This is a genomic window from Streptomyces sp. NPDC001515, assembly GCF_053597115.1.
Genome location: NZ_JBSFHN010000001.1, coordinates 349,818 through 364,351, shown reverse-complemented (window position 1 = coordinate 364,351; position 14,534 = coordinate 349,818). Strand labels below are relative to the sequence as shown.

Annotated in this window: 13 protein-coding genes and 1 tRNA gene; 3 read left to right on the top strand and 11 right to left on the bottom strand. The window is 68.7% G+C overall.

Annotation, left to right across the window (positions count from 1 at the left end; genetic code table 11):
* Window positions 1-122 precede the first annotated feature (122 nt).
* From rpoB to ACWCXC_RS01735, 9 genes are all read right to left on the bottom strand, one after another.
* Window positions 123-3,608 (bottom strand): DNA-directed RNA polymerase subunit beta, encoded by a 3,486-nt coding sequence (rpoB, locus tag ACWCXC_RS01775; protein ID WP_450682359.1) that lies wholly within the window; start codon window positions 3,606-3,608, stop codon window positions 123-125.
* A gap of 594 nt (window positions 3,609-4,202) precedes the next feature.
* Window positions 4,203-4,589, bottom strand: a complete 387-nt coding sequence (gene rplL, locus ACWCXC_RS01770) for a 50S ribosomal protein L7/L12 (RefSeq protein WP_450682360.1) — start codon at window positions 4,587-4,589, stop codon at window positions 4,203-4,205.
* A 113-nt stretch (window positions 4,590-4,702) separates the two neighbouring features.
* Window positions 4,703-5,233, bottom strand: a complete 531-nt coding sequence (gene rplJ, locus ACWCXC_RS01765; RefSeq protein WP_450682361.1) for a 50S ribosomal protein L10 — start codon at window positions 5,231-5,233, stop codon at window positions 4,703-4,705.
* 275 nt (window positions 5,234-5,508) lie between these two features.
* Window positions 5,509-6,435, bottom strand: coding sequence for a hypothetical protein (locus ACWCXC_RS01760; protein ID WP_450885973.1), 927 nt, complete (start codon window positions 6,433-6,435; stop codon window positions 5,509-5,511).
* Between the two features lie 159 nt (window positions 6,436-6,594).
* Window positions 6,595-7,317 carry a 50S ribosomal protein L1 gene (gene rplA / locus ACWCXC_RS01755; RefSeq protein WP_383640045.1) on the bottom strand — a complete coding sequence of 241 codons (723 nt, stop codon included), beginning with the start codon at window positions 7,315-7,317 and terminating at the stop codon, window positions 6,595-6,597.
* An 82-nt stretch (window positions 7,318-7,399) separates the two neighbouring features.
* Entirely contained in the window at window positions 7,400-7,834 is a 435-nt protein-coding gene (gene rplK, locus ACWCXC_RS01750) for a 50S ribosomal protein L11 (protein WP_073786749.1), read from the bottom strand.
* Between the two features lie 177 nt (window positions 7,835-8,011).
* The gene (gene nusG, locus ACWCXC_RS01745) at window positions 8,012-8,875 is read right to left on the bottom strand and encodes a transcription termination/antitermination protein NusG (RefSeq protein WP_450885970.1); all 864 of its coding nucleotides are present in this window, start codon (window positions 8,873-8,875) and stop codon (window positions 8,012-8,014) included.
* Between the two features lie 76 nt (window positions 8,876-8,951).
* Complete coding sequence (gene secE / locus ACWCXC_RS01740; RefSeq protein ID WP_383640053.1) at window positions 8,952-9,239, bottom strand: preprotein translocase subunit SecE; 288 nt, start codon at window positions 9,237-9,239, stop codon at window positions 8,952-8,954.
* A gap of 106 nt (window positions 9,240-9,345) precedes the next feature.
* Window positions 9,346-9,418, bottom strand: a tRNA-Trp gene (locus ACWCXC_RS01735).
* Window positions 9,419-9,653: 235 nt separating this feature from the next.
* Here ACWCXC_RS01735 and ACWCXC_RS01730 point away from each other — a divergent pair.
* Both ACWCXC_RS01730 and ACWCXC_RS01725 read left to right on the top strand, forming a co-directional pair.
* Window positions 9,654-10,880 (top strand): pyridoxal phosphate-dependent aminotransferase, encoded by a 1,227-nt coding sequence (locus ACWCXC_RS01730; protein WP_450682364.1) that lies wholly within the window; start codon window positions 9,654-9,656, stop codon window positions 10,878-10,880.
* A 130-nt stretch (window positions 10,881-11,010) separates the two neighbouring features.
* Window positions 11,011-12,033, top strand: coding sequence for an adenosine deaminase (locus tag ACWCXC_RS01725; protein WP_450885967.1), 1,023 nt, complete (start codon window positions 11,011-11,013; stop codon window positions 12,031-12,033).
* 18 nt (window positions 12,034-12,051) lie between these two features.
* On the opposite strand, the gene ACWCXC_RS01720 is transcribed toward ACWCXC_RS01725, so the two are convergent.
* The gene (locus ACWCXC_RS01720) at window positions 12,052-12,657 is read right to left on the bottom strand and encodes a TetR/AcrR family transcriptional regulator (protein ID WP_450682366.1); all 606 of its coding nucleotides are present in this window, start codon (window positions 12,655-12,657) and stop codon (window positions 12,052-12,054) included.
* An 87-nt stretch (window positions 12,658-12,744) separates the two neighbouring features.
* Here ACWCXC_RS01720 and ACWCXC_RS01715 point away from each other — a divergent pair, with 87 nt between their 5' ends.
* A complete protein-coding gene (locus ACWCXC_RS01715) occupies window positions 12,745-13,380 on the top strand; it encodes an NAD(P)-dependent oxidoreductase (RefSeq protein ID WP_450885964.1) in 636 nt (211 codons plus the stop codon).
* A gap of 33 nt (window positions 13,381-13,413) precedes the next feature.
* On the opposite strand, the gene ACWCXC_RS01710 is transcribed toward ACWCXC_RS01715, so the two are convergent.
* Complete coding sequence (locus ACWCXC_RS01710; protein ID WP_450885962.1) at window positions 13,414-14,469, bottom strand: UDP-N-acetylmuramate dehydrogenase; 1,056 nt, start codon at window positions 14,467-14,469, stop codon at window positions 13,414-13,416.
* Between the last annotated feature and the right edge of the window lie 65 nt (window positions 14,470-14,534).

The following is a 14,534-nucleotide window of genomic DNA, read 5'->3' as shown; positions in this document are numbered from 1 at the left end:
CAATCCCTCTTTCGGGGGTTCGAGCCCCCTCGCGTCATGCGAGAAATCGGGGCACTTCAGCAATGGTCTGAACGGGTCCGGGGAGAGCCGGCCGGATCACGGGGATCCGGCCGGCCAACCCGTCAGACCTCTTCGACGCTGCTCGGCTCGCGCCGGGACAGGTCGATACCGAGCTCCTCCGCCGCGCGGAAGACGTCCTCGTCCGTGTCGCGCATCTCGATGGACATGCCGTCCGAGGACAGCACCTCCACATTGAGGCAGAGCGACTGCATTTCCTTGATGAGCACCTTGAAGGACTCGGGAATGCCCGGCTCGGGGATGTTCTCGCCCTTGACGATCGCCTCGTAGACCTTCACACGGCCGGTGACGTCGTCGGACTTGATCGTCAGGAGCTCCTGGAGGGCGTACGCGGCGCCGTAGGCCTCAAGGGCCCACACCTCCATCTCGCCGAATCGCTGACCACCGAACTGCGCCTTACCACCCAGCGGCTGCTGCGTGATCATCGAGTACGGGCCGGTCGAACGGGCGTGGAGCTTGTCGTCGACCAGGTGGTGCAGCTTGAGGATGTACATGTAGCCGACCGAGACCGGGTCCGGGAACGGCTCGCCGGAGCGGCCGTCGAACAGCTTGGCCTTGCCGGAGGGCTGCACCAGGCGGTCGCCGTCGCGGTTGGGGATCGTGGCCTCGAAGAGACCGGAGATCTCGTCCTCGCGCGCACCGTCGAAGACGGGGGTGGCGACGTTGGTGCCGGGGGCGACCTGGTCGGCGCCGATGGCCTGCAGGCGCTTGGCCCACTCGTCACCGAGGCCGGAGACGTCCCAGCCGCGGCTGGCGAGCCAGCCGAGGTGGATCTCCAGGACCTGTCCCGGGTTCATTCGGGACGGGACACCCAGCGGGTTGAGGATGATGTCGACCGGGGTGCCGTCCTCCAGGAACGGCATGTCCTCGATCGGGAGGATCTTCGAGATGACGCCCTTGTTGCCGTGACGGCCGGCGAGCTTGTCACCGTCGGTGATCTTGCGCTTCTGCGCGACGTAGACGCGGACCAGCTGGTTCACGCCCGGCGGCAGCTCGTCGCCCTCTTCGCGGTCGAAGACGCGGACGCCGATGACCTTGCCGATCTCGCCGTGCGGCACCTTCAGCGAGGTGTCGCGGACCTCGCGCGCCTTCTCACCGAAGATCGCGCGGAGCAGGCGCTCCTCGGGGGTCAGCTCGGTCTCGCCCTTGGGCGTGACCTTGCCGACGAGGATGTCGCCGGCGACGACCTCGGCACCGATGCGGATGATGCCGCGCTCGTCGAGGTCGGCGAGGACCTCCTCGGAGACGTTCGGGATGTCCCGGGTGATCTCCTCGGGGCCGAGCTTGGTGTCACGGGCGTCGACCTCGTGCTCCTCGATGTGGATCGAGGAGAGGACGTCGTCCTGCACGAGGCGCTGCGACAGGATGATCGCGTCCTCGTAGTTGTGGCCCTCCCACGGCATGAACGCCACGAGCAGGTTCTTGCCGAGCGCCATCTCACCGAACTCGGTGGCCGGACCGTCGGCGAGGACCTGGCCCTCGATGACCCGGTCGCCCTCGGAGACGACGACCTTCTGGTTGACCGAGGTGCCCTGGTTGGAGCGCATGAACTTGGCGATGCGGTACGTGGTGTACGTGCCGTCGTCGTTCGTCACGGTGATGTAGTCCGCGGAGACCTCCTGGACCACACCGTCCTTCTCGGCCTTCAGCACGTCACCGGCGTCGGTGGCGCAGCGGTACTCCATGCCGGTGCCGACCAGCGGGGCCTCGCTCTTGATGAGCGGAACCGCCTGGCGCATCATGTTCGCGCCCATGAGGGCACGGTTGGCGTCGTCGTGCTCCAGGAAGGGGATCATCGCGGTGGCGACGGACACCATCTGGCGCGGCGAGACGTCCATGTAGTCGACCTCGGACGCGGGGACGTAGTCGACCTCTCCCCCGCGGCGGCGGACCAGGACGCGCGGCTCGGTGAAGCGCAGCTCGTCCGAGAGGGTCGCGTTCGCCTGGGCGATGACGAAGCGGTCCTCCTCGTCGGCGGTGATGTAGTCGACCTCGTCGGTGACCTGGCCGTCGACGACCTTGCGGTACGGCGTCTCGATGAAGCCGAACGCGTTGACGCGGCCGTACGAGGCGAGCGAACCGATCAGACCGATGTTCGGGCCTTCGGGGGTCTCGATCGGGCACATGCGTCCGTAGTGGGACGGGTGCACGTCACGGACCTCGAAGCCGGCGCGCTCACGGGAGAGACCACCCGGGCCGAGCGCCGACAGACGGCGCTTGTGGGTCAGACCCGACAGCGGGTTGTTCTGGTCCATGAACTGCGACAGCTGGCTGGTGCCGAAGAACTCCTTGATGGAGGCGACGACCGGCCGGATGTTGATCAGGGTCTGCGGCGTGATCGCCTCGACGTCCTGGGTGGTCATGCGCTCGCGCACGACGCGCTCCATACGCGCCAGACCCGTACGGACCTGGTTCTGGATGAGCTCGCCGACGTTGCGCAGACGACGGTTGCCGAAGTGGTCGATGTCGTCGGTCTCGACGACGATCTCCCGGCCGGACTCGCCGATCGTCTCGGTCTCACCGGCGTGCAGCTTGACCAGGTACTTGATGGTCGCGATGACGTCGTCGGTGGTGAGCACCCCGGCGTCCAGCGGCTCGTCGGCGCCGAGCTTCTTGTTCACCTTGTAGCGGCCGACCTTCGCGAGGTCGTAGCGCTTCGGGTTGAAGTAGAGGTTCTCCAGCAGCGTCTGGGCGGCCTCGCGGGTGGGCGGCTCGCCCGGACGGAGCTTGCGGTAGATGTCGAGCAGCGCGTCGTCCTGGCCCTGGGTGTGGTCCTTCTCCAGGGTGGCGCGCATGGACTCGTACTCGCCGAACTCCTCCAGGATCTGCTCGGTGCTCCAGCCGAGCGCCTTCAGGAGGACGGTGACCGACTGCTTGCGCTTGCGGTCGATGCGGACACCGACCATGTCGCGCTTGTCGATCTCCATCTCCAGCCAGGCACCCCGGGAGGGGATGATCTTGGCGGAGAAGATGTCCTTGTCGGACGTCTTGTCGATCGACGAGTCGAAGTAGACACCCGGCGAGCGGACCAGCTGCGACACCACGACACGCTCGGTGCCGTTGATGACGAAGGTGCCCTTGTTGGTCATGAGCGGGAAGTCGCCCATGAAGACCGTCTGGGACTTGATCTCGCCGGTCTCGTTGTTGGTGAACTCGGCCGTGACGAAGAGCGGGGCGGCGTACGTGAAGTCGCGCTCCTTGCACTCGTCGATCGAGTTCTTCGGGGGCTCGAAGCGGTGGTCGCGGAACGTAAGCGACATCGACCCGGAGAAGTCCTCGATCGGGGAGATCTCCTCGAAGATCTCCTCCAGGCCGGACTTGGTGGGGACGTCTTGTCCACTGTCCAGAGCAGCCTCGACGCGAGCCTTCCAGGCGGCGTTGCCGAGGAGCCAGTCAAAGCTCTCGGTCTGCAGCGCGAGGAGGTTCGGAACCTCGAGGGGCTCCTTGATCTTTGCAAAAGAGATGCGCAGCGGGGCGGTGCTGGCGCCGTTGTTCGTATTCGCGGTCGAGGCGTTGCGCGAGGCGGCCAAGAGGGGGTCCTTCCGAGGGCTCGGACTCACTACGCGCGTACCGGTCCCAAACTGGACAGGTGGACAGAAAATCCCTGGTGAGGGATGTTGCGATCCACGGTGCACAAGATGGGTATGCCCCTGGTGACGGGCAGGAGGCAGCTAACAGGCAGCGCAAAGGGTCAGTGTAGCCAAGTGGCACACTGATGTCCAGTCGGGGTTCTCAGAGACCCGCGTCGCTGTCAACGGCTGTTCTCAACACCTTTGTCCGGCCCTGCGTGAGCTGCGCTCTTCTTTACTGCCCTCTTCGCCGCCGATCCATGCCTCGGATTCGGATCGATGTGACGACGCGCCTTGAGAATTGCGCGCCTGCTGCGGTTCGTCAAGGCCCCCCAGCCGGTGCGGGCCCCGGGACACCGTCCCGCCGTCACCCCGGCCACCGGCCTCGCCCCCGGAGAGGCGCACGGCGATGATCACCATACTCGTCGCGCCGGGAAGAGCAAGGCACCCGCCGCGGGTACGCCGAAAGGCGACCACCCGTACGGGTGATCGCCTTTCGCGGTGTGACGTTCACGCCCCTCGGGGCGCGTCAGTCGAGTCGGACGACTCGCGAGGTCACTTGACCTCGACGGAGGCGCCGGCGCCCTTGAGGGACTCGGCGGCCTTCTCGGCGGCGTCCTTGGCGACCTTCTCGAGGACCGGCTTCGGAGCGCCGTCCACGAGGTCCTTGGCCTCCTTCAGACCCAGGGAGGTCAGCTCGCGCACGACCTTGATGACCTGGATCTTCTTGTCGCCGGCGCCCGTGAGGATGACGTCGAACTCGTCCTTCTCCTCGACGGCGGCGGCGTCGCCGCCACCCTGGGCCGGACCGGCGGCAACGGCGACGGCCGCGGCGGCGGTGACGTCGAACTTCTCCTCGAAGGCCTTCACGAACTCGGCGAGCTCGATGAGCGTGAGCTCCTCGAACTGGGCGAGCAGGTCTTCCTGGCTGAGCTTCGCCATGATGGCGTCCTTCCACTAAATCGGCAGGTGCCGGGTGTATATGAAGGCGGGCGTACATTCGGCCCGCTGTGACCGTCGCCCTCTAGCGGGCGGCGATCAGTGCGCGAGCCGAATTACTCGGCACCGCCCTGCTCGGCCCTCTTGGCGCGAAGCGCTTCCGCGGTGCGGACGAACTTCGACGGCAGAGCCTGGAAGAGCTGTGCAGCCTGAGTCTGCTTGCCCTTCATGGCCCCGGCCAGCTTGGCGAGCAGAACCTCGCGGGACTCGAGGTCCGCGAGCTTCTTGATCTCATCGGCGGACAGCGCCTTGCCATCAAGGACACCGCCCTTGATGACGAGGTTGGGGTTCTCCTTGGCGAAGTCACGAAGACCCTTCGCCGACTCCACCGGGTCACCGGTGACGAAGGCAACCGCCGTCGGACCTGCGAACAGGTCGTCCAGCGCGTCGATCCCGGCCTCGTTGGCCGCAATCTTGGTCAGCGTGTTCTTCACCACGGCGTACTGGGCGTTCTCACCGAGCGAACGGCGCAGCTGCTTGAGCTGCGCCACGGTGAGACCCCGGTACTCGGTCAGCACGGCGGCGTTCGAGCTGCGGAACTGGTCCGCGAGCTCGGCTACCGCAGCAGCCTTGTCGGGCCTTGCCATGAGCGTCGGCCTCCTTCCGGGTGATGAGGACCGCTCACAAGGGGCCGGGAAAGACGAAACGCCCCGGCGCAGGCGCCAGGGCGTAGCTCGACCGACATGAGATCGGGAGCTCTTCCACAGTCACCTGCGCAGGTCGCCCGTCTCAACGGATCCTTCGGTTGCCTTCCCCCTTGCGGGATCACGGCAACGACCAGCGGTCTTTGGCTTCTGCAGAAGAGTACGCGACCGGGGTCGCGCGGGGCAAATCCGTCCGGTTCCGTCCGGTCCGGGCAGGATCAGGCGCCCGCTCCGGCGGCTCCCTGCTGCTGCTTGAGCAGGTCCGCGAAGCCGATGGTCTGGGAGGCCGGCGGCCGCTCGGCCGAGACCTTGACGCCGTAGTCGCTGTAGAACACCGTCGAGTTCAGCTCGCCGGTCTTCATCCGGCCGCGCTCGGTCTTCTTCACCAGCAGATCGTTCTCGTCGACCCAGATGTCGATCTTCTCGGTGGTGATCCCGGCGTCGTTGAGCTGCTTCTTCAGCGCTTCGACCTGGTCCGCGTCGAGCTTCGAGGTCTTGGCGGTCAGCTCGGCGACGTCGACCGTGCCGGAGTAGTGGGTGGTGTCGACGCCGCGGACCTGCTCCTTGCCGACCTCCTTCACGTCCCCGGAGGCCAGCAGGGACTTCACGCCCTGCTCGGGCGTGGTGTTCTGCATCTGCTCCTTCATCGCCGCGCCGGAGGCGCCGCCGGCCCGGGCCAGGTCGTCGTAGGAGTAGCTGATCCAGCGCTTGCCGCCGGTCTGCCGGGCGAGCACCGGGCCCATGTCGGCCGCGTAGCCGTTCTTGAAGTAGCGGGCCTCCATGGTGCCGCTGCCGCCCGCCTGCTTCAGGGTGTCGGCCATGGTGCCGGCGGTGTAGGTGATCTGCATGGTGCCGGTGATCCCGTCGCTCCAGTCCAGGGAGCCGGTCTGCTTCATGGACATCGTGCTGCCCATGACCGTGGTGCCCTCGACCCTGGCGGAACTGGCCGAGCCGGTCTTCTTCTGTACGTCGAGCAGCGCGGCGATCGTGTCGGCCTTCAGCACGGAGGTGCCGCCGCTCTTCCCCTCGGCGGCCGGCTTGGTGCTCCCGCCGTCCTCGTCCGCTCCGCCACAGGCCCCGACCGACGTCAGCGCCGCTGCCACAGCCACGGCCAGCCCCACGCGCCGTACGGTACTGGTCCTCATGTCCGCTTCCACCCCTCGTTCGGCTCTCTCGTCATGCGCACGCTAACGCACGGCTCCGACAGCCGGGTTGTCTGTGTACGAGGACGGGCCCCGCACCTCGAAAGGTTGCGGGGCCCGTTCATGTCACACGTGACACGGCGGTCGTACGAGCACGGGGGCTCAGACGGCGGCCGGGTCCTCCTCGACGAGGAGGTTACGGGTGCGGTTGGCGTCCAGCGGGATGCCGGGGCCCATCGTGGTGGCCAGCGCGGCCTTCTTGATGTAGCGGCCCTTGGCGGCGGACGGCTTCAGACGGAGGATCTCCTCCAGCGCCGCCGCGTAGTTCTCCACCAGCTTGGTCTCGTCGAACGAGGTCTTGCCGATGATGAAGTGCAGGTTCGAGTGCTTGTCGACGCGGAACTCGATCTTGCCGCCCTTGATGTCGTTGACAGCCTTCACGACATCGGGGGTGACCGTACCGGTCTTCGGGTTCGGCATCAGACCACGCGGACCGAGCACGCGGCCGAGGCGGCCGACCTTGCCCATGAGGTCCGGGGTCGCGACGACGGCGTCGAAGTCCAGACGGCCCTTCGCCACCTCGTCGATGAGCTCGTCGGCGCCGACGATGTCGGCTCCGGCGGCTTCCGCGGCCGCAGCACGGTCACCGGTCGCGAAGACCAGGACCCGGGCGGTCTTGCCGGTGCCGTGCGGGAGGTTCACGGTGCCGCGGACCATCTGGTCGGCCTTGCGCGGGTCGACACCCAGGCGGAAGGCGACCTCGACGGTGCCGTCGAACTTCGTGGAGGCGGTCTCCTTGGCGAGACGGACGGCCTCGAGCGGCGCGTACACACGCGTCCGGTCGACCTTGGCGTCCGCAGCGCGGAGGTTCTTGCTGCGCTTCACTTCTACTCCTGATGGTTTCAGAGTGTGGAGTCGTGGTGCGGACCAGCGCTTGGTCCTACCACTGAGAGGGGTGGGGGCTGACTCAGCCTTCGACCGTGATGCCCATGGAACGGGCGGTGCCCTCGATGATCTTCGACGCGGCGTCGAGGTCATTGGCGTTCAGGTCGGGGAGCTTCGTCGTGGCGATCTCGCGGACCTGGGCGGCCGTCAGCTTGGCGACCTTGGTCTTGTGCGGCTCGCCGGAGCCCTTCTCCACACCCGCGGCCTTGAGGATCAGCTTGGCGGCCGGCGGGGTCTTCGTCACGAAGGTGAAGGAGCGGTCCTCGTAGACCGTGATCTCCACCGGCACGACCATGCCGCGCTGCGACTCGGTCGCGGCGTTGTAGGCCTTGCAGAACTCCATGATGTTGACGCCGTGCTGACCGAGCGCGGGGCCGACCGGCGGGGCCGGGTTGGCCGCACCGGCGTTGATCTGGAGCTTGATAAGCCCCGTGACCTTCTTCTTCTTGGGAGGCATGTGCTCTCTCCGGGTCCTAGTGAGAGTGTTTCGCCTTCATCCGGTCATCCGGATGCAGGCATACCGCACAACGATAACGGGTATAGCTGCGCGACCAAAAACCGAGCAGGTCAGACCGGCTGCGACAGCCGGTCTGACCTGCTCGTTGGGCATGTGTCCAGGAACGAGCGGAAAGCGCTAGTTCTTCTGGATCTGGTCGAAGCTGAGCTCGACCGGGGTCTCGCGGCCGAAGATCTCGACGAGGCCCTTGACCTTCTTCGAGTCGGCGTTGATCTCGTTGATCGTCGCCTGCAGCGTCGCGAAGGGGCCGTCGGTGACGGTGACCGAGTCGCCCACCTCGAAGTCCAGTACCTGGACCTCGACCTTGCGGGCCGGAGCCGGCTTGCCCTCGGCCTCGGCGGCCTCGCGGGCGGCCTTCTCCTCGGCCTCCGGGGCGAGCATCTTGACGATCTCGTCCAGCGTCAGCGGGTACGGGTCGTAGGCGTTGCCCACGAAGCCGGTGACACCGGGGGTGTTGCGGACGACGCCCCAGGACTCGTTCGTCAGGTCCATGCGCACCAGGACGTAGCCGGGGAGCTTGTTCTGACGGACGTTCTTGCGCTCGCCGTTCTTGATCTGGACGATTTCCTCCTCAGGCACCTCGGCCTGATAGATGAACTCCTCCACGTTCAGCGAGACGGCACGCTGCTCCAGGTTGGCCTTCACACGCTTCTCGTAACCGGCGTAGGTGTGAATGACGTACCAGTCGCCGGGCAGACCGCGCAGCTCCTCGCGGAGGGCGGTGACGGGGTCGACGGGCTCGGCCGGCTCGGCCTCTTCCTCGTCGGCCGCCTCGGCCTCGTCGTCGGATTCCTCGTCGTCGCCGGCTTCCTCGGCGTGCACGGCATCCTGCTCGGCGGGCTCGCCCGCGGCGGCGTCGGCAGCTTCGGCCTGGTCCGGCTCCTCAGCGTCCGCCGCCTCGACGATGTCGAGCTCGTCCTCGGCGGACTCGAAGGCGCCCGCCGTCGGCTCGACGGCGTCGTTCAGGTTCGGGTCAGACACGGTGGCTGCTTCTTCCTGGATGTACAAATGGGTGGAACATGCGAAAGGGGCGCCCATGAGGCGCCCTCCGCGGGGATCAGCCGAAGACGTACTTGATGACCCGCTGGAATCCGAAGTCAAGCACGGTCACGAGGCCGATCATGACGACGACGAACACGATCACCACGGACGTGTACGTCGTCAGCTGGCTGCGCGTCGGCCAGACGACCTTGCGCAGCTCCGCCACGACCTGACGGTAGAAGAGCGCGAGACGGCCCAGAGGGCCCTTCTTCCCGCGCTTGCCGCCCTTCCGGGCCTTCTTCTTCGACTCGGGGACTTCATCCTCGGCATCAGGCATGTCGATGGAGCCCACGGCGTCCGTCACGCTTCTCACCTGATTCCGGGTCATGGCCGTGCCGCGCCCGGTGGAGCCGCACGGCAGTGCAGTGAAGTACGTACATGCGCACACATCCTGGCGAAGGAGTGTGTAGCAGGGCCGGAGGGACTTGAACCCCCAACCGCTGGTTTTGGAGACCAGTGCTCTACCAATTGAGCTACGACCCTTTGTGGTTTCCACCAACCTACCGCATGTTCCCGGAAGTCCCGAGTGCAGGAACGGTGCGGCTGGTGAAGGCCAACGACAGGTGAGTGTACGTGCTCAGCGGCCCGGCGTCGAACAGATAGCTCCCGACCGCTCCTGACCGATGGCGTCCGGTTGTCCGTCCGGATGGTGTCCAGGTGCTGTCCGGTCCCTGAAACCCGTGTGCCGGCCGGGATTCCGGTCTGGGAGCATGGGGTCATGAGCGCTGCCACTTCTCCGTCCGAGCGCCGGGTCTCCGCCCGCATCGGTGCCATCTCCGAGTCCGCCACCCTCGCCGTCGACGCCAAGGCCAAGGCCCTCAAGGCCGCCGGCCGTCCGGTGATCGGCTTCGGCGCCGGCGAGCCCGACTTCCCGACCCCCGGCTACATCGTCGACGCCGCGGTCGAGGCCTGCCGCAACCCGAAGTACCACCGCTACACCCCCGCGGGCGGGCTCCCCGAACTCAAGGCCGCGATCGCCGAGAAGACGCTGCGCGACTCCGGCTACGAGATCGACGCCTCCCAGGTCCTGGTGACCAACGGCGGCAAGCAGGCCATCTACGAGGCCTTCGCAGCGATCCTCGACCCGGGCGACGAGGTCATCGTCCCCGCGCCGTACTGGACCACCTACCCGGAGTCGATCCGGCTGGCCGGCGGCGTCCCGGTGGAGGTCGTCGCCGACGAGACCACCGGGTACCGGGTCTCCGTGGAGCAGCTGGAGGCGGCCCGTACGGAGCGTACGAAGGTCGTCCTGTTCGTCTCCCCGTCGAACCCGACCGGTGCGGTCTACAGCGAGGCCGACGCCGAGGCGATCGGCCGCTGGGCCGTCGAGCACGGCCTGTGGGTGCTGACAGACGAGATCTACGAGCACCTGGTCTACGGCGACGCGACGTTCACCTCGCTGCCGGCGATCGTGCCCGAGCTGCGCGACAAGTGCATCGTGGTCAACGGGGTCGCCAAGACGTACGCGATGACCGGCTGGCGCGTGGGGTGGATCGTCGGACCCAAGGACGTGGTGAAGGCGGCGACCAACCTCCAGTCGCACGCGACCTCGAACGTCTCCAACGTGGCGCAGGTCGCCGCGCTGGCCGCCGTCTCGGGCGACCTGGACGCGGTCGCGGAGATGCGCGCCGCCTTCGACCGCCGCCGCAAGACCATCGTGCGGATGCTCAACGAGATCGACGGCGTGCTCTGCCCGGAGCCCGAGGGCGCGTTCTACGCGTACCCCTCGGTGAAGGAGCTGCTCGGCAAGGAGATCCGCGGCAAGCGTCCGGCCACCTCGGTCGAGCTGGCGGCGCTCATCCTGGACGAGGCCGAGGTCGCGGTCGTGCCGGGCGAGGCCTTCGGTACGCCGGGCTATCTGCGGCTGTCCTACGCGCTGGGCGACGACGATTTGGTCGAGGGCGTCTCGCGGCTCCAGAAGCTGCTGGGCGAGGCCAAGGCGTAAGCGCCCCCCGATCCGAGAAGCGACCCCCGGCCCGGCCGGGGGTCGCTTTTTGTTCGCGTACGTGTTCGATGGACAACCCGATGGGGAAAGCGGCTACCGCGAGGCCCCGTCCGTGCGGCAGGATCTTGGAATGGAGCGTGATGTACGTCTGTTGCCCAAGGCCCACCTGCACCTGCACTTCACCGGTTCGATGCGGCCCACGACGCTGCTCGAACTCGCCGACAAGTACGGCGTGCGGCTGCCCGAGGCCCTGACCGGCGGCGAGCCGCCCCGGCTGCGGGCGACGGACGAGCGCGGCTGGTTCCGTTTCCAGCGCCTCTACGACATCGCCCGGTCCTGTCTGCGGGAGCCCGAGGACATCCAGCGGCTGGTGCGCGAGGCGGCCCAGGAGGACGTGGCGGACGGTTCGGGATGGCTGGAGATCCAGGTCGACCCGACCTCGTACGCCCCGCTGCTGGGCGGGCTGATCCCGGCGATCGAGATCATCCTGGACGCGGTGGACGGCGCGTCGGAGTCGACCGGGCTGCCGATCCGGGTGGTGATCGCGGCGAACCGGATGAAGCACCCGCTGGACGCCCGGACGCTGGCCCGGCTCGCGGTGAGGTACGCGGACCGGGGCGTCGTCGGCTTCGGGCTCTCCAACGACGAGCGGCGCGGCATGGCCCGCGATTTCGACCGGGCCTTCGCGATCGCCCGGGAGGGCGGTCTGCTGGCGGCGCCGCACGGCGGGGAGCTGTCGGGGCCGGCGAGCGTGCGCGACTGCCTGGACGACCTCGACGCGGCCCGGGTCGGGCACGGGGTGCGGGCCGCGGAGGATCCGCGGCTGCTGCGCCGGCTGGCGGAGCGCGGGGTGACGTGCGAGGTGTGCCCGGCGTCGAACGTGGCGCTCGGTGTCTACGAGAAGCCCGCCGACGTCCCCCTGCGCACTCTGTTCGACGCGGGGGTGCCGATGGCGCTGGGCGCGGACGATCCGCTGCTCTTCGGGTCGCGGCTGGCGGCGCAGTACGAGCTGGTGCGGCGCCATCACGCGTTCACGGACGAGGAGCTGGCGGAGCTGGCGCGGCAGTCGGTGCGGGGTTCGGCGGCGCCCGAGGCGGTCAGAGCGGAGCTGCTGGCGGGTGTGGACGCCTGGCTGGCCTCTCCGGTGGCCTGACCCGGCCGGGCGGACGCGTTATCCGGTGAGCCCGCCGAGCAGGGTCCGGGCGACGGAGGCGGCGAAGTCGTCGAGGGACTGCGGCGGGGCGCCGGTGGGCGTGGCGGCGTAGGCGAAGGCGCGCTGGGCGCAGGCCCCCACGAGCAGGGAGGCGGCCGCGTAGGGGTCGGCGTCGGGGCGGACGCGGCCGGCCGACTGCTCGGCGCGCAGATAGGCGGCGACGCCCCGGATGGGCATGTGGGGGCCGGCGCCCAGTTCGCGCATGGCGGCGTTGTGGCGCTCCCTGAGCTTCGGTTCGGCGTACAGGGAGGCGGCGATCGGGAAGCTCTGTTCGTAGAAGAGGGCGGCCTGGCGGGCGATCTCGGTGAGGTTGTCCTCCACGGTGCGTTCGCCCTCCCCGGGGGCGGTCCTCAGCCGTTCCAGGATGCTCTCCACCTTGGGCAGCCGTTCCCGGAGCACGACGACGAACAGCTCTTCCTTGCTGGGGAAGTGCTTGTAGAGCGCGGCTTCCGAGCAGCCGGCCTCCCGTGCGATCTCCTTGGTGGTGGCGCGGGCCAGGCCGATGGTGAGCATCAGCCGGTGGGCGGCGTCGATGATGCGGGCGCGGGCCGGCTTCTGTTCCATGCGTTCTCCACAAGGCTTGACGGGTGAGTGAGTGCCCACTCACTCTAGAGGTGAGTGAATACTTACCCACTCTAGGAGGGGTGTGCCATGAAACTCACGGTGTTCGGCGCGACGGGTGGCATCGGGCGGGAGATCGTCGCCCAGGCGGTGAAGGCGGGGCACGAGGTGACGGCGGTGGTGCGCGATCCCGCGCGGCTGTCGGTCCCGCTCAAGGACGTCACGGTGTACACGGCACCGCGGATCGACGAGCCGGAGGCGCTGCGCGAGGCGGTGGCGGGCCGGGACGCCGTGCTCTCCGGGCTCGGCTCGCGCGGCCGGAAGGCCGGCGGCGTCGCGGAGCGGCTGACCCGGGGCGTGCTGTCGGCGATGGAGGCGGAGGGGACGCGGCGGCTGCTCGTGGTGAGCGCGGCCCCGGTGGGCCCGCCGCCGGAGAACCCCGGCGCGCTGGACCGGATGGTGCTCTCGGTGATCGGCGCGGTCCTCAAGGAGGTCTACGCGGACCTCACGGCGATGGAGGCGGCCCTGGCGGCCTCCGCGACGGACTGGACGTCCGTGCGGCCCCCCAAGCTCACCAACAGTCCCCTGACGGGTCACTACCGCACGGTGGTGGGCGGCAGCCCGCGCGCCGGCCGTTCGATCTCCCGCGCGGACGTGGCCCACGCGATGCTGGCGCTGATCGACGATCCGGCGTCGGTGAAGCAGGGCGTGGGCGTGGCGTACTGAACCGGGACGCAACGGCACTCCGCGGGACCCGCCCTAAAGGCTGACCCCGACCGTCACCGGCTCGTTGACGAGCGTGACGCCGAAGGCACCGTGCACGCCGGCGACGACCTCGCGGGCCAGGGCGAGGAGGTCCTCGGTGGTGGCTTCGCCCCGGTTGGTCAGGGCGAGGGTGTGCTTGGTGGAGATACGGGCCGGGCCCGTGCCGTATCCCTTGGTGAATCCGGCCCGGTCGATGAGCCAGGCCGCCGAGGTCTTGGTACGTCCCCCGCCCGCGGGGAAGGCGGGGGGCGTGACGTCCGGGCCGAGCCGGTCGGCGACCCGGGCGGTGAACGCCTCGAACTGTTCCGGGTCCAGGATCGGGTTGGTGAAGAAGGAGCCGGCGGACCAGGTGTCGTGGTCCTCGGGGTCGAGCACCATGCCCTTGCCCGCCCGGAGCCGGAGCACGGTTTCGCGGGCCTCCGCGAGGGGAACGCGTTCCCCCTCCCCCACGCCCATGGCACGGGCGGTCTCGGGGTACTTGAGCGGGGCGGACAGCCCGCCCGCGTCCTCCAGGGCGAAGCGGACGCGCAGCACCACGTAGCGGTCGGGTTCGGCCTTGAAGCGGCTGTGGCGGTAGGAGAAGGCGCAGTCCTCGTTCGGGACGGTGACGGTCTCGCGGGTGCGCCGGTCGTAGGCGACGACCTCCGTGAGGGTGGAGGAGACCTCCTGCCCGTACGCGCCGACGTTCTGGATCGGGGTCGCGCCGGCGGAGCCGGGGATGCCCGCCAGGCATTCGAGTCCGGCGAGCCCGGCCTCGACGGTGCGGGCGACGGCGTCCGTCCAGACCTCGCCGGCGGCCAGTTCGAGGGCGGTGCCGTCGAGCGCGAAGCCGCGGGTGGCGATGCGCAGGGCGGTGCCCTCGAAGCCCTTGTCACCGATGACCAGATTGCTGCCGCCGCCGATGACGAGGAGCGGCGTGCCGCTGTCGTCGGCCTCGCGGACGGCGTCGATCACCTCGGCGTCGGTGGTCGCGGTGATCAGACGGGTGGCGGGGCCGCCCAGCCGGAAGGTGGTCAGGGGGGCGAGGGGCGCGTCGTGGAGTTCCTGCACGGGAACAAGACTACGGTCCGCGCCCCCGCCTCCCGGGCGGGGCCGCGGACCGTGGTCGCGCGCGG

Coding starts and splice junctions, on each gene's coding strand:
- rplL (WP_450682360.1), bottom strand. CDS start 4,589: ATGGCGAAGCTCAGCCAGGAAGACCTGCTCGCCCAGTTCGAGGAGCTC.
- rplJ (WP_450682361.1), bottom strand. CDS start 5,233: ATGGCAAGGCCCGACAAGGCTGCTGCGGTAGCCGAGCTCGCGGACCAG.
- ACWCXC_RS01760 (WP_450885973.1), bottom strand. CDS start 6,435: ATGAGGACCAGTACCGTACGGCGCGTGGGGCTGGCCGTGGCTGTGGCA.
- rplK (WP_073786749.1), bottom strand. CDS start 7,834: ATGCCTCCCAAGAAGAAGAAGGTCACGGGGCTTATCAAGCTCCAGATC.
- ACWCXC_RS01730 (WP_450682364.1), top strand. CDS start 9,654: ATGAGCGCTGCCACTTCTCCGTCCGAGCGCCGGGTCTCCGCCCGCATC.
- ACWCXC_RS01725 (WP_450885967.1), top strand. CDS start 11,011: ATGGAGCGTGATGTACGTCTGTTGCCCAAGGCCCACCTGCACCTGCAC.
- ACWCXC_RS01720 (WP_450682366.1), bottom strand. CDS start 12,657: ATGGAACAGAAGCCGGCCCGCGCCCGCATCATCGACGCCGCCCACCGG.
- ACWCXC_RS01715 (WP_450885964.1), top strand. CDS start 12,745: ATGAAACTCACGGTGTTCGGCGCGACGGGTGGCATCGGGCGGGAGATC.